General features: G+C 72.0%; 25 protein-coding genes and 2 tRNA genes. 22 read left to right on the top strand and 5 right to left on the bottom strand.

All coding sequences use genetic code 11. From position 1 onward, the window contains the following. Positions 1 to 84 precede the first annotated feature (84 nt). The 12 genes from dnaA (at position 85) to GXB85_RS10910 (ending at position 12,911) form a co-directional block, all read left to right on the top strand. Positions 85 to 1,542, top strand: coding sequence for a chromosomal replication initiator protein DnaA (dnaA, locus tag GXB85_RS10960; RefSeq protein ID WP_161917691.1), 1,458 nt, complete (start codon positions 85 to 87; stop codon positions 1,540 to 1,542). 477 nt (positions 1,543 to 2,019) lie between these two features. After that, the gene (gene dnaN / locus GXB85_RS10955; RefSeq protein ID WP_161917690.1) at positions 2,020 to 3,150 is read left to right on the top strand and encodes a DNA polymerase III subunit beta; all 1,131 of its coding nucleotides are present in this window, start codon (positions 2,020 to 2,022) and stop codon (positions 3,148 to 3,150) included. 10 nt (positions 3,151 to 3,160) lie between these two features. Next, the gene (gnd, locus tag GXB85_RS10950) at positions 3,161 to 4,057 is read left to right on the top strand and encodes a phosphogluconate dehydrogenase (NAD(+)-dependent, decarboxylating) (RefSeq protein WP_202627852.1); all 897 of its coding nucleotides are present in this window, start codon (positions 3,161 to 3,163) and stop codon (positions 4,055 to 4,057) included. 1 nt (position 4,058) lies between these two features. Beyond that, on the top strand, positions 4,059 to 5,276 hold the full coding sequence (gene recF, locus GXB85_RS10945) for a DNA replication/repair protein RecF (RefSeq protein ID WP_161917688.1): 1,218 nt from the start codon (positions 4,059 to 4,061) through the stop codon (positions 5,274 to 5,276). 22 nt (positions 5,277 to 5,298) lie between these two features. Beyond that, on the top strand, positions 5,299 to 5,874 hold the full coding sequence (locus GXB85_RS10940) for a DUF721 domain-containing protein (protein ID WP_370524174.1): 576 nt from the start codon (positions 5,299 to 5,301) through the stop codon (positions 5,872 to 5,874). 263 nt (positions 5,875 to 6,137) lie between these two features. After that, positions 6,138 to 8,198, top strand: coding sequence for a DNA topoisomerase (ATP-hydrolyzing) subunit B (gene gyrB / locus GXB85_RS10935; protein WP_161917687.1), 2,061 nt, complete (start codon positions 6,138 to 6,140; stop codon positions 8,196 to 8,198). A gap of 121 nt (positions 8,199 to 8,319) precedes the next feature. Further along, positions 8,320 to 10,908, top strand: coding sequence for a DNA gyrase subunit A (gene gyrA / locus GXB85_RS10930; protein ID WP_161917732.1), 2,589 nt, complete (start codon positions 8,320 to 8,322; stop codon positions 10,906 to 10,908). Then, the gene (locus tag GXB85_RS10925) at positions 10,905 to 11,594 is read left to right on the top strand and encodes a DUF3566 domain-containing protein (RefSeq protein ID WP_161917686.1); all 690 of its coding nucleotides are present in this window, start codon (positions 10,905 to 10,907) and stop codon (positions 11,592 to 11,594) included. The genes gyrA and GXB85_RS10925 overlap by 4 nt, the downstream gene beginning before the upstream one ends. Before the next feature lie 98 nt (positions 11,595 to 11,692). Beyond that, positions 11,693 to 11,766, top strand: a tRNA-Ile gene (locus GXB85_RS10920). A gap of 22 nt (positions 11,767 to 11,788) precedes the next feature. Then, positions 11,789 to 11,908 carry a DLW-39 family protein gene (locus tag GXB85_RS18250; RefSeq protein WP_237728181.1) on the top strand — a complete coding sequence of 40 codons (120 nt, stop codon included), beginning with the start codon at positions 11,789 to 11,791 and terminating at the stop codon, positions 11,906 to 11,908. Positions 11,909 to 11,923: 15 nt separating this feature from the next. Beyond that, positions 11,924 to 11,996 (top strand) — tRNA-Ala (locus GXB85_RS10915). Between the two features lie 60 nt (positions 11,997 to 12,056). Then, entirely contained in the window at positions 12,057 to 12,911 is an 855-nt protein-coding gene (locus GXB85_RS10910) for a formate/nitrite transporter family protein (RefSeq protein ID WP_161917685.1), read from the top strand. A 12-nt stretch (positions 12,912 to 12,923) separates the two neighbouring features. On the opposite strand, the gene GXB85_RS10905 is transcribed toward GXB85_RS10910, so the two are convergent. After that, the gene (locus GXB85_RS10905) at positions 12,924 to 13,574 is read right to left on the bottom strand and encodes a ThuA domain-containing protein (protein ID WP_161917684.1); all 651 of its coding nucleotides are present in this window, start codon (positions 13,572 to 13,574) and stop codon (positions 12,924 to 12,926) included. 49 nt (positions 13,575 to 13,623) lie between these two features. Here GXB85_RS10905 and GXB85_RS10900 point away from each other — a divergent pair, with 49 nt between their 5' ends. Further along, positions 13,624 to 13,797 (top strand): hypothetical protein, encoded by a 174-nt coding sequence (locus GXB85_RS10900; RefSeq protein ID WP_161917683.1) that lies wholly within the window; start codon positions 13,624 to 13,626, stop codon positions 13,795 to 13,797. Between the two features lie 109 nt (positions 13,798 to 13,906). Further along, positions 13,907 to 15,199 carry an endo-1,4-beta-xylanase gene (locus GXB85_RS10895; RefSeq protein ID WP_161917682.1) on the top strand — a complete coding sequence of 431 codons (1,293 nt, stop codon included), beginning with the start codon at positions 13,907 to 13,909 and terminating at the stop codon, positions 15,197 to 15,199. A 43-nt stretch (positions 15,200 to 15,242) separates the two neighbouring features. Here the strand turns inward: GXB85_RS10895 and GXB85_RS10890 are convergent, their stop codons facing one another. After that, positions 15,243 to 15,632 (bottom strand): VOC family protein, encoded by a 390-nt coding sequence (locus GXB85_RS10890; protein ID WP_161917731.1) that lies wholly within the window; start codon positions 15,630 to 15,632, stop codon positions 15,243 to 15,245. A 97-nt stretch (positions 15,633 to 15,729) separates the two neighbouring features. Here GXB85_RS10890 and GXB85_RS10885 point away from each other — a divergent pair, with 97 nt between their 5' ends. After that, entirely contained in the window at positions 15,730 to 16,716 is a 987-nt protein-coding gene (locus tag GXB85_RS10885) for a sigma-70 family RNA polymerase sigma factor (RefSeq protein ID WP_370524173.1), read from the top strand. Between the two features lie 94 nt (positions 16,717 to 16,810). Continuing rightward, complete coding sequence (locus tag GXB85_RS10880; RefSeq protein WP_161917680.1) at positions 16,811 to 17,410, top strand: NAD(P)H-dependent oxidoreductase; 600 nt, start codon at positions 16,811 to 16,813, stop codon at positions 17,408 to 17,410. A gap of 73 nt (positions 17,411 to 17,483) precedes the next feature. On the opposite strand, the gene GXB85_RS10875 is transcribed toward GXB85_RS10880, so the two are convergent. Then, the gene (locus tag GXB85_RS10875; RefSeq protein ID WP_161917679.1) at positions 17,484 to 18,629 is read right to left on the bottom strand and encodes a hypothetical protein; all 1,146 of its coding nucleotides are present in this window, start codon (positions 18,627 to 18,629) and stop codon (positions 17,484 to 17,486) included. A 58-nt stretch (positions 18,630 to 18,687) separates the two neighbouring features. Between GXB85_RS10875 and GXB85_RS10870 the strand changes: the two genes are divergently transcribed. Beyond that, positions 18,688 to 19,227 (top strand): peptidylprolyl isomerase, encoded by a 540-nt coding sequence (locus GXB85_RS10870; protein ID WP_161917678.1) that lies wholly within the window; start codon positions 18,688 to 18,690, stop codon positions 19,225 to 19,227. Positions 19,228 to 19,261: 34 nt separating this feature from the next. Further along, positions 19,262 to 20,098 (top strand): rhomboid family intramembrane serine protease, encoded by an 837-nt coding sequence (locus GXB85_RS10865; protein WP_161917677.1) that lies wholly within the window; start codon positions 19,262 to 19,264, stop codon positions 20,096 to 20,098. A gap of 652 nt (positions 20,099 to 20,750) precedes the next feature. On the opposite strand, the gene GXB85_RS18245 is transcribed toward GXB85_RS10865, so the two are convergent. Then, positions 20,751 to 20,996 (bottom strand): cell division protein CrgA, encoded by a 246-nt coding sequence (locus GXB85_RS18245; protein ID WP_161917676.1) that lies wholly within the window; start codon positions 20,994 to 20,996, stop codon positions 20,751 to 20,753. 89 nt (positions 20,997 to 21,085) lie between these two features. On the opposite strand from GXB85_RS18245, the gene GXB85_RS18865 reads away from it, so the two are divergent. From GXB85_RS18865 to GXB85_RS10845, 4 genes are read left to right on the top strand one after another with little or no spacing between them, the layout of a single operon-like run. Further along, positions 21,086 to 21,856: a DUF881 domain-containing protein gene (locus GXB85_RS18865; RefSeq protein WP_370524172.1), complete on the top strand. Its 771-nt coding sequence runs from the start codon at positions 21,086 to 21,088 to the stop codon at positions 21,854 to 21,856. Next, positions 21,853 to 22,662, top strand: coding sequence for a class E sortase (locus tag GXB85_RS10850; protein ID WP_161917675.1), 810 nt, complete (start codon positions 21,853 to 21,855; stop codon positions 22,660 to 22,662). Before GXB85_RS18865 ends, GXB85_RS10850 begins: the two co-directional genes overlap by 4 nt. After that, positions 22,659 to 22,817, top strand: a complete 159-nt coding sequence (locus GXB85_RS17850) for a hypothetical protein (RefSeq protein ID WP_202627876.1) — start codon at positions 22,659 to 22,661, stop codon at positions 22,815 to 22,817. Before GXB85_RS10850 ends, GXB85_RS17850 begins: the two co-directional genes overlap by 4 nt. 1 nt (position 22,818) lies before the next feature. Further along, positions 22,819 to 23,478 carry an aminodeoxychorismate/anthranilate synthase component II gene (locus tag GXB85_RS10845; protein WP_161917674.1) on the top strand — a complete coding sequence of 220 codons (660 nt, stop codon included), beginning with the start codon at positions 22,819 to 22,821 and terminating at the stop codon, positions 23,476 to 23,478. 9 nt (positions 23,479 to 23,487) lie between these two features. Here GXB85_RS10845 and pknB read toward each other — a convergent pair whose 3' ends face one another. Beyond that, complete coding sequence (gene pknB, locus GXB85_RS10840; protein ID WP_370524171.1) at positions 23,488 to 25,509, bottom strand: Stk1 family PASTA domain-containing Ser/Thr kinase; 2,022 nt, start codon at positions 25,507 to 25,509, stop codon at positions 23,488 to 23,490. Between the last annotated feature and the right edge of the window lie 2 nt (positions 25,510 to 25,511).

The raw sequence follows: 25,511 nt of genomic DNA, 5'->3' as shown, positions 1-25,511 counted from the left end.
TGTGGACAACTGTGTGGATCACGGTTCACCGTGCGAGACTTCTCGCGGACGACGCCTCGCGCAGCGCAGACCAGGAGCCCCTCAGTGCCAGCACAGGACGACCCCATCGCCGAGGTGTGGGCCACCGCCATCGACCTCATCTCGCGCGACCCGGCGACGAGCGCGCAGCAGCTGGCGTTCATCCGCCTGGCCGAACCCATGGGGTTGCTCGACGGGACCGTGCTGCTCGCCGTGGGCAACGACTTCACGAAGGACTACCTCGAGTCCCGCGTCCGCACGGAGATCACACGGGCCCTGACCGCCGTGCTCGAGAGGGACGCCCGGTTCGCCGTGACCGTCGACCCGGCGCTCGACGACGCCGAGCCCGCGCGCACCGCAGACGACGGGTACCGGCTCGGCACCGTCCGCCGCCCGGACTCCGCAGCCGAAGGCGACCTCGAGGACACCGGACCCCGTCCCGAGGACCGCGCCCCCGCGCGGCCCACCTCGAGCCGGCCGCCCGCCGAGCCGGCGCGGCTCAATCCCAAGTACCTCTTCGAGACCTTCGTCATCGGGTCCTCGAACCGGTTCGCCCACGCCGCAGCCGTCGCTGTCGCCGAGGCGCCCGCCAAGGCGTACAACCCGCTGTTCATCTACGGCGACTCCGGGCTGGGCAAGACCCACCTCCTGCACGCCATCGGGCACTACGCGCAGTCGCTCTACTCAGGGATCAGGGTGCGGTACGTGAACTCGGAAGAGTTCACCAACGACTTCATCAACTCCATCGGCGAGGGCCGCGCCGGTGCGTTCCAGAGGCGCTACCGCGAGGTGGACGTCCTCCTCATCGACGACATCCAGTTCCTTCAGGGCAAGGAACAGACGATGGAGGAGTTCTTCCACACGTTCAACACGCTCCACAACGCGAACAAGCAGGTCGTCATCACCTCCGACCTGCCGCCCAAGCAGCTCAACGGGTTCGAGGACCGCATGAGGTCGCGGTTCGAGTGGGGGCTCATCACCGACGTCCAGCCGCCGGACCTCGAGACGCGCATCGCGATCCTGCGGAAGAAGGCCGGCAGCGAGAACCTCCAGGCGCCGCACGACGTGCTCGAGTACATCGCCTCGAAGATCTCCACCAACATCCGCGAGCTCGAGGGCGCACTGATCCGCGTCACCGCGTTCGCGAACCTCAACCGGCAGCAGGTCGACCTTGCACTCGCCGAGATCGTCCTCAAGGACCTGATCACCGACGACGACACCGCCGAGATCACGGCCGCGGCGATCATCGGGCAGACCGCAAGCTACTTCGGGCTCACGATCGACGACCTGTGCGGCAGCTCGCGCTCGCGCGTCCTCGTGACCGCACGGCAGATCGCGATGTACCTCTGCCGCGAGCTGACGGACATGAGCCTGCCCAAGATCGGTCAGCAGTTCGGCGGCCGCGACCACACCACGGTGATGCACGCCAACCGCAAGATCCGTGAGCTGATGGCGGAGCGCCGGTCGATCTACAACCAGGTCACCGAGCTCACGAACCGCATCAAGCAGCAGCACCGGGGCTGAGGCACTACCGGGTCGCTCCCGGTCGACCCCCGCCTCCACGCCCGCCAGGGATGAAGGCGTGCGATCTCCCCTCGATGGAAGTTCTCGTCATCGTCATCGGTCGTGTGGAGAGTGTGGACACACGGTCGACGTGCAGGTCAGCGAGCGGATCTGGGTGTGGACCGGCTGAGGACGGAGTAGTTGACGGCGCGGGGTCGTCGTGGACGACGGGATGTTGTTCACCTGCCGTCCACGGACGGGACCACACGTGTCCACACGGACGGGTGCCTCTGTCCACGGCCGTCCACAGGGATGTCCACAGGTGTGAACAGTCGTCCTACGGGTGCGCCCGACGAGCGTCCGGGTGATCACGCAGAGCCGCCCCGGACGACGTGGTCCGCGTGCGTACCCCGTGACGGTCGTCTCGCGTACTGTTCACACGGATCAGCCGCGCGCCGTCGGGCACGCGGCGCTGCCTGCGTGCGGAGGGAAACAGCGATGAGGTTCAGGGTCGACCGGGACGTCCTTGCCGAGGCGGTCACCTGGACCGCTCGGTCGCTGCCCACCCGCCCCCCGGTCCCCGTGCTCGCCGGTGTGCGCCTCGAGGCCGACTCCTCGGGCGTCGTCCAGCTCTCGAGCTTCGACTACGAGGTCTCGGCACGTTCGGAGATCGCGGCAGACGTGAGCGAGCCGGGAGTGGTGCTCGTCTCCGGCCGGCTCCTCGCGGAGATCTCGCGCGCGCTGCCCCCCAAGCCCGTGGACGTGGTGCTCGACGGCTCCAAGGTGACCGTGACCTGCGGTGCGAGCCGGTTCACCCTGCTCACGATGCCGGTCGAGGACTACCCCGCCCTCCCGGCCATGCCCGACGTCGTGGGGAGCATCGCAGGCGATGCCCTCACCCAGGCGGTCGCCCAGGTGACCGTCGCCGCGAGCCGTGACGACACGCTCCCCCTCCTCACGGGCGTGCGCATGGAGATCGACGACGACACGATCACCATGCTCGCGACCGACCGTTACCGCCTCGCGCTGCGTGAGCTCACGTGGACGCCGGCCAGCCCCGGCATCTCGCAGGTCGCGCTCGTGCGTGCGCGCACGTTGTCCGACGCCGCCAAGTCCCTGGGTGGCTCGGACCAGGTGACCGTCGCGCTCGCGACCGGTGCGGGTGTCGACCTCATCGGCTTCGAGGCCGGTGGACGTCACACGACCTCCCTCCTGGTCGACGGCGACTACCCGGCCGTGCGCCGCCTGTTCCCGGACGAGACGCCGATCCACGCGGTCGTGTCGACCCAGCAGCTCACCGAGGCGGCCCGACGTGTCTCGCTCGTCGCCGAGCGCAACACCCCGATCCGGCTCGCGTTCTCCGAGGGCCAGGTTGTGCTCGACGCCGGCCAGGGAGACGATGCCCAGGCGTCGGAGGCGCTCGAGTCCGCACTCACGGGTGAGGACATCACGGTCGCCTTCAACCCGCAGTTCCTGCTCGACGGGCTCGGTGCCCTGAGCACGGACTTCGTCCGGATGTCGTTCACCCACCCGAACAAGCCGGTCGAGTTCACCGGTCAGGAGAGCCTCGAGGGGGACGACGACAGGAGCTATCGGTACCTCCTGGTGCCGATCCGATTCGCCAGCTGAGGTGGAGCACATGCACATCGGTCTCGTCGGTCTCGGCAAGATGGGTGCGAACATGCGCACCCGCATGCGCGAACGCGGGGTCGAGGTCACGGGCTACGACCGCAACCCCGACGTCTCGGACGTCGCGAGCCTCGGCGAGCTTGTCGCGGCGCTGCCCGAGGGCGGGCGCGTCGTATGGGTCATGGTGCCCGCAGGGGACGTGACTCGCGGTGTGGTCGAGGAGCTCGCCGGCCTGCTGACGGCCGGGGACCTCGTGGTGGAGGGTGGGAACTCCCACTTCACCGACGACCGCGAGCACGCGGCCCGCCTCGCCGAGCACGGGATCGGCTACGTGGACGTCGGCGTCTCGGGCGGCGTCTGGGGCCTCACCAACGGCTACGGCCTCATGGCGGGCGGCGCCGAGGACGACATCGCGCGCCTCATGCCCGTGTTCGACGCCCTCCGTCCCGACGGTGAGCGCGCGAACGGCTTCGTCCACGCGGGCTCCGTGGGCGCGGGCCACTACGCGAAGATGGTGCACAACGGCATCGAGTACGGGCTCATGCAGGCCTACGCCGAGGGTTACGAGCTGCTGGTCGCCCAGGACGTCGTCACCGACGTGACGGGCACGCTCCGCGCGTGGACGCAGGGCACCGTGGTGCGGTCCTGGCTCCTCGACCTGCTCGTCGAGGCCCTCGAGCAGGATCCGTCGCTCGCCTCGATCGACGACTTCGTCGAGGACTCCGGCGAGGGACGTTGGACGGTGGACGAGGCGATCGACCAGGCGGTCCCGCTCCCCGTGATCTCGGCCGCGCTCTTCGCGCGCTTCTCGTCGCGCCAGGTGGACTCCCCCGCGATGAAGGCCGTCGCCGCACTTCGCCAGCAGTTCGGCGGGCACGCCGTGCGGCCCGCCGGCCCGCCCGCCTGACGTGCACGTCAGCGCCCTCTCCCTGACCGACTTCCGCTCCTACGAGCAGGTCGACGTGACGCTGGAGCCCGGCGTCAGCGCCCTCGTCGGTCCCAACGGCCAGGGCAAGACGAACCTCGTCGAGGCGGTCGGCTACGTCGCGACGCTCGGCAGCCACCGGGTCCCGACCGATGCCGCGCTCGTGCGCGCGGGTGCCCCGCGCGCTGTCGTGCGCCTGCGTGCTGCGCGTGGGGACCGCTCGAGCCTCGTCGAGCTCGAGATCAACCCGGGCCGGGCCAACCGTGCGCAGGTGAACCGTGCCCCTACGCGTCGCGCGCGTGACGTCCTCGGCATCCTGCGCACCGTGCTCTTCGCGCCCGAGGACCTGGCGCTCGTCAAGGGGGACCCGGACACGCGCCGCCGCTTCCTCGACGACCTCGCGGTGCAGGTCGCGCCGCGGACCGCGGGCCTCCTCGCGGACTACGAGCGTGTGCTGCGTCAGCGTGGTGCGCTGCTCAAGTCGGCAGGTGCCGTGCGCCGCGGACGGCGCGGGGACGAGGAGGCTGACCTGCGCACCCTCGACGTCTGGGACGGGCGCCTCGCCCATCTCGGCGCGCAGATCCTTGCGCGCCGGGTGCGGCTCGTGAACCACCTGGCGCCGCACGTCGAACGCGCGTACGCGCAGGTCAGCGACGGGCAGGGGGCCGCAGAGCTGGGGTACCGGTCGTCGCTCGTCCAGGCCCAGGACGACGAGCCGGGCGGCGCCGAGCGGGTGCCGCACCTCGACGCGACCACCGAGCTGCTCGAGGCGCAGCTGCTCGAGGCGATGAGCCGGCGCCGAACGCAGGAGATCGACCGGGGCGTCAACCTCGTCGGCCCGCACCGTGACGACCTCGTCCTGACCCTCGGTGGGCTCCCCGCCAAGGGCTACGCGAGCCACGGCGAGTCGTGGTCGTACGCGCTCGCACTCAGGCTCGCGTCCTACGAGCTGCTGACGCACGGCACGCCCGACGACGCCGCGGGGACCGGCATCTCGGACTGGGGCGAGGGCTCGGAGCCGGTGCTGATCCTGGACGACGTCTTCGCCGAGCTCGACTCGCGCCGCCGGGGGCGCCTGGCGACCCTCGTGGCGCGTGCTGAGCAGGTGCTCGTCACGGCCGCGGTCGCCGAGGACGTGCCCGAGCAGCTCGAGGGGGCGCGTTACGACGTCATGGCGGGGCAGGTCACGCGTGTCCGATGAGGTCCCCGGCCGGGATGAGGACGTGGCGGACGAGGTGCCGGCGCCGCCGGCCGGTCGCACCCCGCTGGACCCCCACCGTCCCGTGGCCGAGCAGCTCGGCCTGACGCCGCCGGCCGAGGTGGCGCGCGCCGCGCTCAACCGTGCGGTGGCGGCCGCACGCGCGAGGGGGGTGCGACCCGGGGCACCGGGCAAGCCGCGACCTGCACGCACGTCGGGTCCGACGTCGGGCCCGGGCGCGGACGGCAGGGACCCGGCCCTGCTCGGCGACACCCTCGCCCGGCTCGCGGCCGAACGCGGCTGGTCCGCCGAGCTGTCGGTGGGTGGCGTGGTGGGCCGCTGGCGCGAGGTCGTCGGTGACCAGGTCGCGGACCACTGCACGCCCGAGACCTTCGAGGAGGGCAGGCTGGTCATCCGCACCGACTCGACCACGTGGGCGACGAACCTGCGGCTGCTCGTGCCCGAGCTGCTCGGCAGGCTCGAGGTCGAGCTGGGCAGCGGGGTGGTCCGCGAGGTCACCGTGCTGGGCCCTGCGGGGCCGGGGTGGGGCCGTGGCGGACGACGGGTCGCGGGTCGCGGGCCGCGCGACACCTACGGCTGACGTCGATCGGCGGGAACCGGCCTGAGACGCCTCGAGCCGCCCCGCGCCACCACCTGGTCACACCCTGGGTTCGGATTCGGCCCACACCGCTGGGGAAACCGCTGAGACGGGCTGTTGACGGGGTAGACTGACTCCTGTCATTCCTGGTGCTCGCACGGGTGCGCGGGGGGCCGTTCCGGTGCTGCTGTGCGGCGTCCGGCGTGGTGCCCCGGTCCGGCGGGCGCCGCGTGCGCGCACGTCCACCCGAAGGAGCACCACGGCCCGTGGCTGACAGTCCTGCAGCGCCCGACGGCGCGACGACTCCCACCCCCGCCACCGGCACCGGCTACGACGCCAGCGCCATCACCGTCCTCGAGGGGCTCGAGGCCGTCCGCAAGCGGCCGGGCATGTACATCGGGTCGACGGGGCCGCGCGGCCTGCACCACCTGGTGTACGAGGTGGTGGACAACTCTGTCGACGAGGCCCTGGCCGGGTACTGCACCGAGATCGACGTCACGCTGCTCGCCGACGGCGGCGTGCGCGTGAGCGACGACGGACGTGGCATCCCGGTCGCGATCCACCCCACCGAGGGCCGGCCCACGGTGCAGGTCGTCATGACGATCCTGCACGCGGGCGGCAAGTTCGGCGGCGGCGGCTACGCGGTCTCGGGGGGTCTGCACGGCGTCGGCATCTCGGTCGTGAACGCGCTCTCGACGCGCGTCGAGACCGTGGTCAAGCGCGACGGCTTCACCTGGCACCAGTCGTTCGCCGACGGCGGCAAGCCCGTGGGCGACCTGCGCAAGGGTGAGGCGACGGACGAGACCGGCACCACTCAGACCTTCTGGCCGGACCCGGCGATCTTCGAGACCGTGGAGCTCGACTACGAGACGCTGCGCTCGCGCTTCCAGCAGTACGCCTTCCTCAACAAGGGCCTCAAGATCACGCTCACCGACGAGCGGCCGGAGCACACCGGGACCGAGGACGAGGTCACGGCGGCACCCGAGGCCGAGGACGCCGAGGGCACGCCGCCGGGGGCGAGCCTGCGGACCGTCACGTACAAGTACGACGGCGGCCTCATCGACTACGTGGCCCACCTCAACGACGCGAAGAAGGTCGACGTCGTGCACCCGCAGGTGGTCGACATCGAGTCGGAGGACACCGACCGCAAGATCTCCGTCGAGATCGCGCTGCAGTGGACCAACGCCTACTCGGAGTCCGTCCACACCTACGCGAACACGATCTCGACCACCGAGGGCGGCACGCACGAGGAGGGCTTCCGCGCCGCGATGACCTCGCTGGTCAACCGGTACGCGCGCGACAAGGGTCTGCTCAAGGAGAAGGACGACAACCTCACGGGCGACGACGTGCGCGAGGGCCTGACCGCCGTCATCTCCGTCAAGCTCGGTGAGCCGCAGTTCGAGGGCCAGACCAAGACCAAGCTCGGCAACACCGAGGCCCGCACCTTCGTGCAGAAGGTCGTGCACGAGCAGCTCGGCGACTGGCTCGACGCGCACCCGGGCGAGGCGCGCGACATCATCCGCAAGTCGATCCAGGCGGCCACGGCCCGGATGGCTGCGCGCAAGGCGCGCGAGGCGACGCGGCGCAAGGGCCTGCTCGAGTCCGGTGGCATGCCCGGCAAGCTGCGCGACTGCCAGTCGAACAACCCCGCCGAGTGCGAGGTGTTCATCGTCGAGGGCGACTCGGCCGGCGGCTCGGCGGTGCGGGGCCGCAACCCGCGCACCCAGGCGATCCTGCCCATCCGCGGCAAGATCCTGAACGTCGAGCGCGCGCGGCTCGACCGGGCGCTGGGCAACCAGGAGGTCCAGGCGCTCATCACGGCTTTCGGCACGGGGATCGGCGAGGACTTCGACATCGCCAAGCTCCGCTACCACAAGATCGTGCTCATGGCCGATGCGGACGTCGACGGCCAGCACATCTGCACCCTGCTGCTCACGCTGCTGTTCCGCTACATGCGCCCGCTCATCGAGGGCGGGTACGTGTACCTCGCCCAGCCACCGCTGTACCGGCTGAAGTGGTCGAACGCGCCGCACGACTACGTGTACTCGGACCGTGAGCGCGACGCCTTCCTCAAGGAGGGCCTGGCCGCGGGCAAGCGGATCCCCAAGGAGAACGGGATCCAGCGCTACAAGGGTCTCGGGGAGATGGACTACTCCGAGCTGTGGGAGACCACGATGGACCCCGACCAGCGCACGCTGCTGCAGGTCACCCTCGACGACGCGGCCGCGGCCGACGAGATCTTCGCGGTGCTCATGGGCGAGGACGTCGAGCAGCGCCGCAGCTTCATCCAGCGCAACGCCAAGGACGTCCGCTTCCTCGACATCTGAGGCCCGGCGAGCAGCAGCACGACACGACGCGCGCACGCGCGCGCACGAGAGGTAGAGACCTGTGACGGACGTGACTCCCCCGGTCGGTGACCGAGTGAGCTCGGTGGACCTGCAGCTCGAGATGCAGCGGTCCTACCTCGACTACGCGATGAGCGTGATCGTGGGGCGCGCACTGCCCGACGTGCGGGACGGGCTCAAGCCCGTGCACCGCCGCGTCCTGTACGCGATGTACGACGGCGGCTACCGGCCTGACCGGCAGTTCTCGAAGTGCAGCCGCGTGGTCGGCGACGTGATGGGCAAGTACCACCCGCACGGCGACACGGCGATCTACGACGCCCTGGTGCGCCTGGTCCAGGACTGGTCGCTGCGCTACCCGCTCGTGGCCGGGCAGGGGAACTTCGGCTCGCCCGGGAACGACCCGGCCGCCGCACCGCGGTACACCGAGTGCAAGATGGCCCCGCTCGCGATGGAGATGGTGCGGGACATCGACGAGGAGACCGTCGACTTCCGCGACAACTACGACGGCCGTACGCAGGAGCCCGCCGTCCTGCCCGCGCGCTTCCCGAGCCTGCTCGCCAACGGCAGCGCGGGGATCGCCGTCGGAATGGCCACGAACATCCCGCCGCACAACCTGCGCGAGCTCGCGGAGGGCGTGCGCTGGCACCTCGAGAACCCCGAGGCCTCGAAGGAGGAGCTGCTCGAGGCACTGATCGAGCGGATCCCCGGCCCCGACTTCCCGACCGGCGCGACCATCCTGGGCCGGCGGGGCATCGAGGAGGCGTACCGCACCGGCCGCGGCTCGATCACCATGCGCGCGGTCGTGACGGTCGAGGAGATCCAGAACCGGATCTGCCTCGTGGTGACCGAGCTGCCGTACCAGGTCAACCCCGACAACCTCGCGGCCAAGATCGCGGACCTCGTCAAGGACGGCCGCGTGCAGGGCATCGCGGACATCCGCGACGAGACCTCGGGTCGCACCGGCCAGCGCCTCGTGATCGTGCTCAAGCGCGACGCGGTCGCCAAGGTCGTGCTCAACAACCTCTACAAGCACACCCAGCTCCAGGACACGTTCGGCGCGAACATGCTCGCGCTCGTCGACGACGTCCCACGCACGCTGAGCCTCGACGCGTTCGTGCGGCACTGGGTGACGCACCAGCTCGACGTGATCGTGCGCCGCACCACGTACCGGCTGCGCGAGGCCGAGGAGAAGGCGCACATCCTGCGCGGCTACCTCAAGGCGCTCGACGCGCTCGACGAGGTCATCGCGCTGATCCGCCGCTCGCCCGACGTCGAGGAGGCACGCGCGGGCCTCATGGACCTGCTCGAGGTCGACGAGATCCAGGCGACCGCGATCCTCAACCTGCAGCTGCGCCGCCTCGCGGCCCTCGAGCGGCAGAAGATCATCGACGAGTACGACGGCCTGATGGTCAAGATCGAGGACCTCAAGGACATCCTGGCCAAGCCCGAGCGGCAGCGGCGGATCGTCGGCGAGGAGCTCGACGAGATCGTCGCGCGCTACGGCGACGAGCGGCGCACGCAGATCCTGCCGTTCGACGGTGAGGTCTCGATGGAGGACCTCATCGCCGAGGAGGAGGTGGTCGTCACGATCACCCGCGGCGGGTACGCCAAGCGGACCCGGAGCGACCAGTACCGCGTGCAGAAGCGCGGCGGCAAGGGCGTGCGCGGGGCCCAGCTGCGGGCCGACGACGTCGTCGAGCACTTCGGGGTGACGACCACCCACCACTGGCTGCTCTTCTTCACGAACCTCGGACGGGTCTACCGCGCCAAGGCGTACGAGCTTCCCGAGGGCGGCCGCGACTCGAAGGGGCAGCACGTCGCGAACCTGCTGGCCTTCCAGCCGGGCGAGGAGATCGCGCGCGTGGTCGACCTGCGCGACTACGACCAGGCCGAGTACCTGGTCCTCGCGACCAGGCGCGGGCTGGTCAAGAAGACGCGCCTCGCGGAGTACGACTCCAACCGCTCGGGCGGGCTCATCGCGATCAACCTGCGCGAGGACGACGACGGCGTGCCGGACGAGCTGGTCTCGGCCGTTCTCGCCGACGAGGACTCCGAGCTGCTGCTGGTCTCGCGCAAGGGTCAGGCCGTCCGGTTCCGGGCGACCTCGGAAGAGCTGCGTCCCATGGGCCGCGCGACGTCCGGCGTCACCGGCATGCGGTTCCGCGAGGACGACGAGCTGCTGTCGATGGACGTGATCCAGGAGGGTTCGTTCCTGGTGACGGTGACGGACGGCGGCACGGCCAAGCGCTCGGACATGCACCGCGTCAACTCCGACGGCAACCTCGACTACCGACGCACGCGCCGCGGCGGCCTGGGCGTGCGCGCCGCACGCCTGCCGGACGACCGGGGCGTGCTCGTGGGCGCGACCATGGTGGCCTCGACCGACGAGATCCTCGTGGTCATGGAGCGCGGCAAGGTGGTCCGCTCGCTCGTCGAGGAGATCCCGGTGCACGGTCGTGACGCGACCGGTGTGATCCTCGCGAAGCCCGACACGGGGGACCGCATCCTCTCGGTTGCGCGCAACGTGGAGAGAAACCTTGAGGCTGATGCGGCTACCGTTGACCAGGACGCCCTGACGACGGACGCTGGGGCGACGGACGAGCCGCAGGGGACCACCTCGGCTGACGAGCAGGGCGGCGCCCCCGCGGGCGAGCCCGTGGACACCCACCCGGCCGACGAGGGAGACCGATGAGCACCGGCACCGACGGCACACCTCCGCCCTCGATCGCGCCGCGCAAGCCTGCGGGGTCGACGGGCGTGCGGACCGAGAACCCGCGTCCGCGCCCGGCGACCGGACCTGTCTCCGGCACCACCCCGCCGTCGTCCGGGGGCGGGCGGCCGTCCACCTCCGAGACGACCTCGAGAGGTGGTGGCGTCACGGATCGGCTCAAGCGGGCCGCCCAGGGCGTGACCGAGACGGCACGCAACGCGATGCCGACGCGGTCCGGTGACGTCGAGGTCGAGCAGGACGAGGCTCCTGCGACCCGGCCGTCCGCCGAGCCCGCGGCCGCCGCCGGCCCGCGCAAGGTGCGGCTCGCGGTCTCGCGCATCGACCCCTGGTCGGTCATGAAGCTCTCGTTCCTGCTGTCGGTCGCGATCGGGATCATGATCGTGGTCTCGGCCGCCGTGATCTGGCAGACCCTCAACAGCCTCGAGGTCTTCACCCAGGTCAACACCACGATCGCGGAGATCACCGGCTCGACGTCGTTCTTCGACCTGCTCGAGTTCGTGGCGTTCGACCGGGTCATCTCGCTCGCCGTGATGGTCGCCGTGGTCGACATCGTCCTGCTCACGGCGCTGTCGACGATCGGTGCGTTCCTGTACAACATCGTCGCCGCGCTCGTGGGTGGCATCCACCTGACCCTCACCGACGACTGAGTCGGGCGAGGGGGCGGCCAGGGGCGCGGGGGCGAGTTGGGTCCGGCGGCGGCCCTGGGGTAGTCTCGTGCGGCGCACGTCGGCGACGTCGTGCGCGAGGGCCTATAGCTCAGACGGTTAGAGCGCTTCCCTGATAAGGAAGAGGTCAGAGGTTCAAGTCCTCTTAGGCCCACTCCCCCACCCGCGGAGGACCGATGAAGAAGCTCGTGGTCGCGCTGCTCGCCGCTGCGGCGGCATACGTCCTCTGGCGCACGTACGCGGAGGACCGCGACGAGCGGGACCTGTGGACCGAGGTCACCGACACGGTCGACTGACCGACTCCGCACCCAGGGGCCATGGCGCAATTGGTAGCGCACCTGCTTTGCAAGCAGGGGGTTAGGGGTTCGAGTCCCCTTGGCTCCACATCCGGGCACGCGCGCCCACCGGCGCGCAGGGCCGTCACCCGTGCCGCAGACTGCACGGGTGACCGAGAACTCCCCCGAGCACGACGCGTCGTCGTCGGCGAACGCCACGTCGAAGGACGAACCGCACGAGCGTGAGGACGACGCCGGGACCACCGAGGAGAAGGACCACGCGCTCGACCGGGTGATCCTCGAGGGCCGGCCGCGGCTGCACCGCGGGACGGCCGACCTGCTCGCGACAGGGGCCGTCGCCGGCATCGAGGTGGCGATCGGCGTGCTCGCCCTCCTGGCCGTCGAGGCAGCGACCGGAAGTCGCCTGCTCGGGGCGCTCGCGTTCTCCATCGGCCTGATCGCACTGCGGCTCGGCCACAGCGAGCTGTTCACCGAGGGCTTCCACGTGCCCGTGATGGTCGTCCTCGCCGAGGAGGCGACCTGGTGGCAGCTCGTCCGGCTGTGGGTGGGCACGCTCGTGGGCAACCTCGTGGGCGGGTTCGTGCTCGCGTGGCTCATCGCCGTGGCGCTGCCGGACCTGCACGAGACCGCGGACACCATGGCGCGGGAGTTCACCGAGGCCCCGCTCGACCTGCAGACCTTCACCCTCGCGGTGCTCGCCGGTGCGGCGATCACCCTCCTCACGCGGATGCAGGGCGGGACGGACGACGACCTGGCCAAGCTGGTCGCCGCCGTCGGCATCGCCCTCGTGATCGTGGGGGGCGGCCTGTTCCACTCGATCCTGGACTCGCTCATCATCTTCGTCGGCATGCACGCGGGCTCCCCCGCCGCGGCGTGGGACGCGTGGCTGCCGTGGTTCGGGTTCGTGGTGCTCGGCAACCTGGTCGGCGGGCTCGTCCTGACCACGCTGCTGCGCGTGGTCCGCAGCCGGGAACGCCTCGAGCAGTGGCGCAGGGCGGGCTGACGACGCCCGGCCTCAGGCCAGCAGGCTGCGCAGACCGCCGCGGAGGTGGGCGACGAACGTCGGGTCGTCGAAGGTCTCCGCCGCGTGCCCGAGCGAGGTGTACCAGGTGCGCCCGGCGCCGTAGCCGCCGTGCCATGCGACCGGGTGGTCCGCGCCCATCGTGCCCCCGGCGTACGTCGCCTCGTCGACGGTCAGCAGCACGGTCTGCTCGGGGCCCGGGCGACGCCGGAAGTTGTACCACTCGTCGGTGTGCTCCCAGGTGACGGGGAGCTGCGAGGTGGACGGGTGCGATGCGTCCGCCACGCGCACGCGAGCCGGCTGGATCTCGGGGTGGTCGGTGAAGACCGCGCCCGCGATCCGCTCGAACTCGGGCCACCCCGGCTCCGCGACCGTCGCGCCGTGGACCCCCGCCCAGGCGCCACCGCCCGCGAGCCAGGAGGCCAGGGCCCGCCGTCCGTCGTCGTCGAGCACGTCTCCGGTGGTCGAGAGCCACACCACGAGGTCGTAGCGGCTGAGCGACGTGGCGTGGAAGGCCGCAGGTTCCTCCGTGTGGTCGCTCGCGACCCCGTCGTCGGCGAGGAGGCGCCGCACGACCGCGGTGCCGTGCTCGATCGACTCGTGCCGGTAGTCGGTGGTGCGGGTGAACACCAGGGCGCGGGACATGGCGGCAAGCGTGGCACGCGCGTGGGCGCCAGGCTCTAGGGTCACGGCCATGGAGATGCTCTTCGGCCCGGTCGTGCTGCTGCTCTACCTGGTGATCCCGGCAGTGATCCTGCTCGCGCTCTACTGGGTGATCCGGCTCGCGGTGCGCCACGCGCTCACCGACGTGCGCGGGGCCGCCGGCCCGTACGCGCCCCCCGACCACGGCCCGGGCCCGCAGGGCTGACCCCGCCGGACGACGGGCGGCGGCGCTGACCCGTGACCGCGTCTCAGCGCTCGAAACGATTCGGCCACATGTGGCAGGCTGGTGCCCTCGACGAGGAGGAGCACGCCGTATGAGCCGCGACCTGAACCAGAGCTGGACCCCGGACCCCACGCTCGCCCACCGGCAGGGCGCGACGTCGGTCCAGGTGCTCGGGCCCGACGGCGCACCGCTCGCGGACGTCGAGGTGACCCTCGCGCAGACCCGGCACGCCTTCGGCTTCGGCAACATCGGGTTCGACTTCATCCCCCTGGCCAACGGCGAGCACCAGGCACGCCCCGAGGACGTCGAGACGTTCGGCGGCGCGTCGCTCGAGCGGCTCGAACAGCTCGCCGCGCTGTGGCTCGACCTGTTCAACACCGCGACCCTGCCGTTCTACTGGGGCCGCTTCGAGCCGGTCGAGGGACGGCCTGACACCGAGCGGCTGCAGCGCACCGCGCAGTGGTTCGCCGAGCGCGGGGTCGAGCTCAAGGGTCACCCGCTCATGTGGCACACGGTCCAGCCCGCGTGGCTCCTCGGCCGCCCGCTCGAGGAGGTCGAGCGTCTCCAGCGCGCAAGGATCCGCCGCGAGGTGACGGACTTCCGTGGGCTGGTCGACACCTGGGACGCGATCAACGAGGCCGTGATCATGCCGGTGTTCGACAACGGCGAGAACGCGATCACACCGCTCGCCCGGGCCAAGGGCCGCCTCGAGACCATCCGCCTCGCGTTCGACGAGGCGCGCGCCGCGAACCCCGACGTCAGGCTGCTGCTCAACGACTTCGACATGTCCACCGCGTACGAGTGCCTGATCGAGGGCGTGCTCGAGGCGGGGATCGAGGTCGACGTGCTCGGCCTGCAGAGCCACATGCACCAGGGGTACTGGGGCGAGGAGAAGACCCTCGCGACACTCGAGCGCTTCAGCCGCTACGGTCTGCCCATCCACTTCACGGAGACCACCCTCCTCTCGGGCGAGGTGATGCCGCCCGAGATCGAGGACCTCAACGACTTCCAGCCCGAGCACTGGCCCTCGACACCCGAGGGCGAGGAGCGGCAGGCCGACGAGGTGCTGCGGCACTACCGCACGCTGCTCTCGCACCCGCGGGTCGAGGCGACGACCTACTGGGGCCTGACCGACGACGGGATGTGGCTGGGGGCGCCCGGCGGGTTCGTGCGCGCCGACGGCACGCCCAAGCCCGCGTACGACGAGCTGCTGAGGCTCGTGAAGGGTGAGTGGTGGCTCGCACCGACGGCTGCGCGCACCGACGCGCAGGGTCGCGTGACCCTGCGCGGCTGGTGGGGCGACTACGAGGTGAGCGCGCGCGGCACGTCGTCGGGCCTCCGGCTCGAGCCCGGGGCTGCCGAGGTGACGGCGCGGCTCGCCTGAGCCCGCACGGCACCGTCGTCGGCGGGGGTCGCTCTCGCGGCGCTCACGGGACGCCCGCGAGCTCCATGTGCAGCACCTCCCAGACGTGGCCGTCCGGGTCGTCGAACGAGCGGCCGTACATGGGGCCGTCGGCGAACGTGCGACCGCTCCGGCCGCCGTGCGCCTCGGCGGACGCGACGAGGGCGTCGACCTCGTCGCGCGAGTCCGCCGACAGGCAGTTGACGACACCCGTGCTCGCCGTCGGGTCCGCCGTGGGCCGGTCGGTGAAGTCGGCGAAGCGGTCGCGGTCGAGCAGCATCACGAAGATCGCGTCGGAGACGACGACGCACGCGCACCTGTCGTCCGAGAACATCTCGTTCACCCCGAAGCCCAGGCCGGTGTAGAAGCGGCGCGAGGCCTCGAGGTCGGCGACCGGCAGGTTGACGAACAGCATGCGGTCCACGGGAGCCCTCCTCCTCGGCGCCGCGGTGACGCCGTCATGGGTACCGACCTCTTCCGCACGCGAACTCATCGGGGGTAGCGTCACGCGGGTGACCCTCGCCGCGACCGAGGAGACCTTCCTCACGCAGACAGAGCCGCTCCGGCGCGAGCTGCTCGCCCACTGCTACCGCATGGTCGGCTCAGTCCAGGACGCCGAGGACCTGGTCCAGGAGACGTACCTGCGTGCCTGGCGCGCGTTCCACGGCTTCGAGAACCGCTCGTCCGTGCGCACGTGGATGTACCGCATCGCGACCAACACGTGCCTCACGGCGCTCGAGGGACGCGCGCGCCGACCCCTGCCCACGGGCCTCGGCCAGCCCGCGGCGGACCCGGCGCACGAGCTCAACCCACGGCACGAGGTCCCGTGGCTCGAGCCGGTGCCCGACGACGTGCTCTGGTCGGGCCCGGCGACGGACCCGGCGGACGAGGTGGTCACCCGCGACAACGTGCGCCTCGCCCTGGTGGCCGCGCTGCAGCACCTCACGGCGCAGCAGCGCGCCGTCGTGCTGCTGTGCGACGTGCTCCGCTGGCGGGCCGCCGAGGCGGCGGAGGCGCTCGGGATCTCCGTCGCGTCGGTCAACAGCAGCCTCCAGCGCGCGCGGGCCCACCTCGCGAAGGTCGCCGAGCAGGAGCCGGTCGCGCTCGACGACGGCGACCCGCGCCTGCGCACGTTGCTCGAGGAGTACGTGCGCGCGTTCGAGGAGTACGACATGGAGCGCCTCGTCGCGGCGCTCACCGAGGACGCCGTGTGGGAGATGCCGCCGTTCCTCGACTGGTTCGAGGGCGCTCGGCAGATCGCGGCCCTCATCACCCAGCACTGCCCGGCGAACGGTCCGGGCGACATGCGGCTGCTGCCCGCACGGGCGAACGGGCAGGTGGTGCTCGGCCTGTACATGCGCGGCGAGGACGGCGTGCACCGGGCGTTCAACCTGCACCTGCCGACGGTCACCCCCGACGGCGTCGCACGCGTGACCGCCTGGTTCGACACCGCGCTGTTCGCGCGCGTGGGCCTGCCCGCGGAGCTCCCCGCGGACTGAGCTCCCCGCGCGGTCGCGCCACGGGCCACCGTCGTGCCCGGGATGCGGGGCGGCGCCGCGCGACGGACGATCGAGGCACCACACAGGAGGTGCCATGACGAACGTCGCGATCATCTACTACTCCGCCACCGGGAACCTGCACTCGATGGCGCAACGCCTCGAGCAGGCCGCCGTCGGGCACGGCGCCGAGGTGCGGCGCCGGCAGGTCCCGGAGATCGCCCCGCGCGAGGCGATCGAGGGAAACCCCGACTGGGCGGAGCACGTCGAGCGCACCGCGGACGAACCTCGCGCCACGCCCGACGACGCCGCGTGGGCCGACGTCGTGCTCTTCGGCTCCCCCACCCGCTTCGGCAACGTGACCAGCCAGTTCCAGCAGTACGTCGACACGCTCGGCCCGTTGTGGGCCGAGGGTGGCCTCGTGGACAAGGTGTTCGCGGGCTTCACGTCGTCGCAGACCAAGCACGGCGGCCAGGAGTCCACGCTGCTGTCGATCTACCGCATGGTGTGCCACTTCGGCGGGATCCTTGTGGCCCCCGGGTACACGGACCCGCTCAAGTTCGCCGACGGCAACCCGTACGGGGTCTCGCACGTGTCGGGGCCGCAGAGCGACTGGGAGCCGGGTGACGACGTGCTGGCCGCGCTCGACCACCTGGCGGTGCGGACGATCGACGTGTCGCGCCGGCTGACCGGCTGACCGGCACCGCCCCGTACGCACGAGAGCCCGTCACCGCGGTGGTGACGGGCTCTCGTCGCTGCCGGTGCGGAGGTCAGGAGGCGGAGCCGCCCGTGTCCCCGGTCGTGGGCTTGGTTCCCGAGGTGCCCGTGCTCTTCTTGCGGGTGGTGCCCGAGGCACCCGTGCTGCTGCTGGTCGAGGAGCGGCGCGTGGTCCCGGCCGCCGAGGTGCTCGAGCCGCCCGTGGCCTTGCCGCCCTTGCTGCCCGAGGAGGTGCCGGTCGCGGACGACGACGTCGCTCCGGTGCCCTTGTCGCTGGTGCCCTTGTCCGTCGAGCTCGTGCCGGTCGAGGCGGACGACGACGTCGAGGTGCCCGAGGTCGGCAGAGCCTGCGTGGTCTCGGTGTCCGCCGAGGAGGAGCGTCGCGGGCCTGCCTTCGCGCCGGCCTCACGGGCCTTCTCCGCGGCCTTCTCGGTCGCCTCGCGCGCCTTCTCGGTGGCCTCGCGGGTCTTGGCGACGGCTCCCCCGGCGGCCTCGCCGACGGCCTCGGCGGCCTCGCCGATCCCGTGGCGCACCTCGCTCAGCATCTCCTCGCGGCGCTCGGCCGGCTCCCACGGCTGCTCCGCCCACGGGTCGGTCTGGGGCTGGCTGCGGCGCCAGGCCGTGAACGCCGCGCCGAGGGCGGCGAGGCCCGCGAGGAACCAGAAGACCTTGGCTCCGGTGTGCTTCTTGGGCGGTGCCGGCGGCTCGAGGTGCGCGATCTCCGAGAGCTTGGCCGACGCGACGTCGTGCGCCTTGTCGACGCCCACCGCGGTCGCCGCGGCGGCAGCGTTGAGCGCGGCGACGACCTTGGGCAGCAGGTCCTCGAGCAGCTTGTCGTGCGCCGTGTCGACGAGCGGGACCGCCTTGCCGGCCGCCTTCTCGACCTTGGGGCCGGCGGCCTTGCTCACGTCGTGCCACGCCTTCTCGACGCGGGGCGACGCCCAGTCGACCGCGTGCTCGACGCGCGGCGAGGCCCACTCCCTCGCGTGCTCGGCTGCGACCTTCGCCTGCTCGGCCAGCTGCGTCGCCGTCTTGCCGGCGTGGCTGCCCGCGTCGGCCAGCACCGCACCCACCTCCGCCGCCTGGCTCTTGAGACGCTCGGCATCGACGCTCGTGCGGGCAGGACGGCGTGTGTGGAACATCATCGACTCCCTGGTCGGCGGCTGCGTGCGGCCCCGCGCGGGGGCCCGTCCGTCCATGCTGCCACCGTTGGGCCCGGTCTGCGCGGGGGTCGGCGCCTCGTGCGAGGATGGCGACATGTTCGCGACCCTGCACACCTCCGCCGGTGACATCCGCATCGAGCTCTTCGAGAACCACGCCCCGAAGACGGTCCGCAACTTCGTCGGCCTCGCCACGGGCGAGCAGACCTGGACGGACCCGTCCACGGGCGCCGAGCGCACGGACCCGCTGTACTCGGACCTGCTCTTCCACCGCGTCATCGCGGGCTTCATGATCCAGGGTGGGGACCCGCTGGGCACCGGCACCGGTGGCCCGGGCTACACCTTCGACGATGAGATCCACCCCGAGCTGAACTTCGGTGAGCCCTACCTGCTCGCGATGGCCAACGCGGGCCAGCGCCGGGACCCGGTCACGGGCAAGCCGGGCGGCACCAACGGCTCGCAGTTCTTCATCTCTGTGGCCGCGACGCCGTGGCTCAACGGCAAGCACACGATCTTCGGCAAGGTCGCGGACGACGAGAGCCGCGCGGTCGTGGACGCGATCGCGACGACCCCCACGCGCCCGGGCGACCGGCCGGTCGAGGACATCACCCTGACGTCGGTCTCCGTCGAGCGCTGAGCACTCCCGCTCGCACGTCTCAGGGACCGAGCCGATGAGTACCGACGACCCGTCGGCCCAGGTCGAGACGCCGGTCTGCCCGCGACACCCCGACAGGGTGTCCTACGTGCGCTGCCAGCGCTGCGGGCGGCCGGCGTGCCCCGAGTGCCAGCGTCAGGCCGCCGTCGGCATCCACTGCGTGGACTGCGTGCGCGAGGCCGCGCGCACGGCACCGCAGACGCGCACGCGGTTCGGCGCTCCCGTGCGAGGCGGTCGGCCGGTGGTCACGCTGACCATCCTGGGGCTGTGCCTCGTGAGCTTCGCGCTGCAGCTCGCGCTCGGCTGGGCGTGGGAGTCACGCTGGATCTTCAGCCCCGCCTGGGGCGAGTACGAGCCGTGGCGGTTCCTCACCGCGGCCTTCCTGCACAGCCGCGGGATGGTGCTGCACATCGCCTTCAACCTGTACGCGCTGTGGCTCGTGGGGCCGTTCCTCGAGCAGCAGCTGGGACGGGCGAGGTTCGTGGCCCTGTTCGTGCTCTCGGCGGTCGGCGGGTCCGTCGGCTTCCTGCTGCTCGGTGAATACCTGCAGTGGGTGGTCGGTGCGTCAGGAGCCGTGTTCGGGCTCTTCGGCGCCGTCCTCGTGGTGCTGCGCCGCGTGGGCGCCGACGCACGGCAGATCCTGGTGCTCCTCGCGATCAACGCGGTGATCGGGTTCGTGGTGCCCGGCATCGCGTGGCAGGCGCACCTGGGCGGGCTCGTGGTGGGCGCCGCCCTCGGCGCGGCGTTCGCGTACGTGCCCCGCGACCGCCGGGCGCTCGTGGGCTGGGCCGCCCCCGTCGTCATGGCGGTGCTGCTCGTCGTCGTCGCGCTGACGGCGTACGCCGCCCTCTGATCCCCCGCTGAGTCTGCGCGGCGGACGTCGAGGGTGCGGGGCATGCTGCCCGCCCCGGGCCGTGGAGGATCTCACTCGCACGGCGACGGGAGCCTTCCACACGTCTCGGTGACCCTCCCCGCAGGCCCCGTGCGGTGGGCCTGCGTCGGCGTGGAGGAGGGTGGCCGGAGGTACGCGCTCGTCGTCCCCAGGGTTGCTCACACCTGTGGAACTACACCCGTGTAGTTATCCACAGAGATCTCCACCCCTGGGGACGGACGAGGCCTCGCCGCCGAGGGCGAGGCGCGGCGACCCGAAGCCCTCCGTGGTCGGGGAACGGCCACCAGACCCGTGACGTCCGGACGCCGGCCCACGGCCCTGCGCGGTCCGTCGTCGCGGTGCTTGGTGCGGGAGTGGACGGAGTGTCGGATGTGACGTCCCATCGGCCACGGGAGTCCCGTCCGTCACAAGGACCGCCGGGACCGACCGCGGCGGAGGGTATGGCCGGCCCCGGCGGCCGGACGGACGAGGGTGGACGGTGCGCGGGGACGGACGAGGGTGGACCGCGCGCGGGGACGGACGAGGGTGGACGGTGCGCGGGGACGGACGAGCCCCGCCGACGCTGGTGCGTCGACGGGGCCCGTGGTGCGGTGTGCGGCCGGAGGCCCGGGGGTCAGCGCCAGCGGGTGGTGAGCCCGAAGCCCGCGATGATGAGCGCGAAGCCGATGAGCAGGTTGTAGTTCCCGATGTTCGGGATGGGCCACGCGGTCTGCGTGATGTAGGTGACCACGACCCACGCGAGGCCCAGCAGCATGAGCCCGACCATCGTGGGCACCAGCCACGGCGGGTTGCCCTTCTCGGCCTTCGCCTCGGGCGGCGGCGTGTAGGCGGGCTTCTTGCGGGACCGGGACTCGGGCACGACATCTCCTGGCGAGCGTGGGGCGACGGGCACCGTCGCCCGTGGTTCGTCGTCTAGCGTAGTGGGCGCACCTGTCGACGAGGAGCCGCGTGACCACCGACCCCGGGGCCGAGAGCCCACCGCCGGCCCGACGCACCCGTAGGGGTGTGCGCGGGGCCGTCGGCGTGGGCCTCGTCCTGGTGCTCGCAGGTTTCCTCTTCGCGGCGAACGCCCGTCTCTCCGGCGGGGTCGGGGACCGCGAGGCCCAGGACCTGCTGGGCCTCGTCCAGGCCGAGGTCGACCGCTCGGAGCAGCTCGCCGGCGAGGTCGAGGAGCTGCGTGGGGAGGTCGACCGCCTCACGGACGTCGGTACGGCGGGTCTGCCCTCGGTCGACGACGAGCAGCAGCTGCTCACCGAGCTGGTCGCAGGACGCACCCCGGTCGCGGGAGACGGGGTCACGGTGCGCCTGACGGACGCGCCGACCAACCTGCCGCAGCCCGACTGGGTCACCAACGACATGCTCGTGATCCACCAGCAGGATCTCGAGGCCGTCATCAACGCGCTGTGGGCCGGGGGCGCCGAGGCGATGACCCTCCAGGACGAGCGCGTGGTGTCCACCTCGGCGTTCCGCTGCGTGGGGAACGTGCTGCTGCTGCACGGCCGCACGTACTCCCCGCCCTACGTGGTGCGCGCGATCGGTGACCCGGAGGACCTGCGCGACGCCCTCGCCGACTCACGCAAGGTGCAGGCGATCGAGGACGCCGCCGCGACCATCGGTCTCGGCTACCAGGTCGAGGAGTCGACCGACCTCGAGCTCGCCGGCTACCAGGGCAGCCTCGAGCTCAGCCACGCCCGGCTGCCCGAGCAGGCCGACGCGTGAGCACCACGACGGCACCCGTCCGTCCCCCGGCGCGACGACCCTCACCCGGGCACCTCGTCCTGACCGTCCTGGGCGAGCTGCTCGTCACGCTCGGCGTGCTCGTCGCGCTGTTCGTGGTGTGGCAGCTGTGGTGGACGGACGTCGAGGCGGGCCGCGAGCAGCGTGCCGTCGTCGAGGACCTCGACTGGGCGGTCGACACCGACGACGTCCCCCTGCCCGAGGCCGCGTCCGAGCCCACGACGCCGTCCGACCCACCCGTGCTCGACGAGCCGGCCCACGCCACGACCTTCGCCACCCTGCGCGTTCCGCGGTGGGGCAGCGACTACGTGCGGCCCGTGTCGCAGGGGACCAGCCGGCCGGACGTGCTCGACGTGCTCGGCATCGGTCACTACGAGGGCACGGCGATGCCGGGCGAGGTGGGCAACTTCGCGCTGGCCGCGCACCGCACGACCTACGCCAAGCCGTTCCATCTGGTCGAGGACCTCCAGGTGGGTGACCCGCTCGTGGTGCAGACACCCGAGGCGTGGTTCGTCTACCGGGTCACCGAGACCCGGGTGGTGCTTCCCCGCGACGTCGAGGTGATCGCGCCGGTCCCCGGCGACCCGGGTGCGGAGCCCACCACCGCGATGATGACGCTCACCACGTGCCACCCGATGTTCAGCGCGCGCGAGCGGTTCATCGTCCACGCCGAGCTCGACACGTGGCAGCCGGTCAGCGAGGGTCTCCCAGAGGCCCTCGGCGAGGTGCCGGCCGAGGCCGGGGCGGGCACGGACGTCGAGGCACCCACCGGCACGGGAGGCGCATGATGTACGGATGGCTCTGGCGCGCGCTGCCGGGACCCGCGTGGCTGCGCGTCGTCGAGCTGGCCGTCCTCGCGGTCGCCGTGGTGGCCGCCTGCTTCCTGTGGGTGTTCCCGGCGATCGCGCCGCACCTGCCCTTCAACGAGATCACGGTGGAGTGAGATGACCCGCATCCTCGTCGTGGACAACTACGACTCGTTCGTCTACACGATCGTGGGCTACCTCGACCAGCTCGGGGCGCAGACGGTCGTCGTGCGCAACGACGCGGTGCCCGCAGCCGACGAGCGCGCGGAGTACGACGGCGTGCTCGTCTCGCCCGGTCCCGGCACCCCCCGTGCGGCGGGAGCGAGCATGGACGTCATCCGCGACTGCGCGCAGACGGGGACCCCGATGCTCGGCGTGTGCCTCGGGCACCAGGCGCTCGCGGAGGTCTACGGCGCGACGGTCACCCATGCCGCCGAGCTCATGCACGGCAAGACGAGCGAGGTCGAGCACGCCGGCACCGGCGTCCTCGCCGGTCTCGCGAGCCCGTTCACGGCCACGCGCTACCACTCCCTCGCGGTGGTCGACGGCACGGTGCCCCTTGAGCTCGTCGTCACGGCCCGCACGCACCACGACGCCGACGACGGCGCGCCGGGCGTGATCATGGGCGTGCAGCACCGCGAGCTCCCGCTGCACGGCGTGCAGTTCCACCCCGAGTCCGTGCTCACCGAGGGCGGTCACCGCCTGCTCGCGAACTGGCTCGAGGTGTGCGGGCTCGAGGGTGCCGTCGAGCGGTCGTCGGGCATGCACCCGCTCGTGCGGGAGACCCCGCACGCCTGACGCGACCGCTCAGGGGTTCGGCTGCCCCTCGCCCTCCCCCTGCCCCGGGCCCCCGGCCTCGGGGGCCGGGCCGGTGGAGATGACGAGGACGACCGTTGCCCCGACCTCGAGCGACGCGCCGGCGCCGGGCTCCGTGCCGATGGCCCGGCCCTCGGCGACCTCGTCGCTGGCCTCCTCACGCACCGTGAAGTTCAGGTTCGCGCCGCCCAGCCGCTCCTCCGCCGCACCCTGCGGGAGGTTGAACACGTCCGGCACCTGCACCGTCTCGGGCTCGGGCTCCTCCGCCACGGTGACGGTGACGGTGGCGCGCTGCTCCACGGGCCCCGGGAAGCGGTCCTGACGCAGCACGCGTCCGGGATCGGCCTCGTCCGTCGGCTCGTACTCGACCTCCATGCGCAGGCCGAGCTCGGTGAGCGCCTCGGACGCCTCGACCTCGGTGAGTCCCGTCAGGTCGGGCAGCTGCACCTGGCCCGTCGACAGGAAGATCGTGATCTCGGCGTCCGGTGCCACCGACTCCCCGCTCGCGGGCTCGGACCGGGTCACCCGGTCCTCCTCGACGGTCGGGCTGTCCTCGGTGTCGACCGAGACGGACCCGGTGAGACCCGCGGACTCGAGCGCCGCGCGCGCCTGGTCCTGCGTCATGCCGCTCAGGTCCGGCACGGTGACGGCCTCGGGGCCGCCCGAGACCACGACGGTGACCTCCGAGTCCACCTCGGCCTCCTCGCCGGCCGCCGGGTCGGTGCTGATGACGAGCCCGGCCTCGACGTCGGTGCTGCGTTCGGTCACGGGCTTGGCGCGCAGCCCGACGTCCTCCAGGGCGGCCACCGCCTCCGCCTGCGTCTGGTTGGTGACGTCCGGGACCTCGACGGTCTCGGGGGCGCCGTCCCCACGCAGCGCCAGGATCAGGATGATGCCGACGATCGCGGCGACCGCGACGGCCACCAACGTCCACACGAGCCAGCGGCGGCTCTTGGGCTCGTCGTCCTCGACCGCGGGCTGCACCCCGGTGCTCGGCCCGTCCGCGTCGGTGCGCTCCCACGGCATGACCGCGGGTGCCACCTGCGTGGGGCTCGCCCCGGCGCCGATCACCTGCGTCGCCGCGGTGGGCTGGTCGACCGCGGCGCCCGCGAGGGCACCGGCGCCGAAGGCGCCGAGCGCGGGCGCGCTGACGTGGCCGCCCCGCACGGCTGCCTCGAGGTCCGCGCGGAACTCGGCGGCCGAGCCGTAACGGTCCTCGCGGTCCTTGGCGAGTGCCTTCATCGTGATCCGGTCGAGCGACTCGGGGACGTCCGACGCGAAGGAGCTGGGCGCCTGCGGGACCTCGCGCGCGTGCTGGTACGCGACGGCGACGGGGGAGTCACCGATGAAGGGAGGCCGCCCGGTGAGCAGCTCGAACAGGAGGCAGCCCGTCGAGTAGAGGTCGCTGCGCGAGTCGACCGCCTCGCCGCGCGCCTGCTCGGGGGAGAGGTACTGGGCGGTGCCGATCACGGCCTGCGTCTGCGTCATGGTGCCCGCGGCGTCCGCCATGGCGCGGGCGATGCCGAAGTCCATCACCTTGACCGCGCCGGCGGGCGTCAGCATGACGTTGGCCGGCTTGATGTCGCGGTGGACGATTCCCGCGTGGTGCGAGTACTCGAGCGCCGAAAGGACGCCCGCCGTGATCTCCGCCGCCTCGTCGATGGGCACGGCCGAGCCGTCGCGCAGGATGTCCCGCACCGTGTGGCCCTCGACGTACTCCATGACGATGAACGGCACGTGCGCGACGGCGCCACCGGGCTCGGTGAACACGTCCTCGCCGGTGTCGTAGACCGCGACGATCGCGGGGTGGTTCAGCGACGCGGCGGCCTGGGCCTCACGGCGGAAGCGCGCCTGGAACGAGGGGTCGCGCGCGAGGTCCGAGCGCAGGATCTTGATGGCCACGGTGCGGCCCAGGCGCGTGTCGTGGCCGATGTGGACCTCGGCCATGCCGCCGCGACCGATGAGCTCGCCGACCTCGTAGCGGCCGCCGAGGATCCGGGGTGCGTCGTCCACCA

The organism is Cellulomonas sp. APG4 (assembly GCF_009996735.1).
Taxonomy (GTDB): domain Bacteria; phylum Actinomycetota; class Actinomycetes; order Actinomycetales; family Cellulomonadaceae; genus Actinotalea.
Note: the sequence above shows the minus strand (reverse complement) of the source record. Positions and strands in the feature narration are given on the sequence as shown.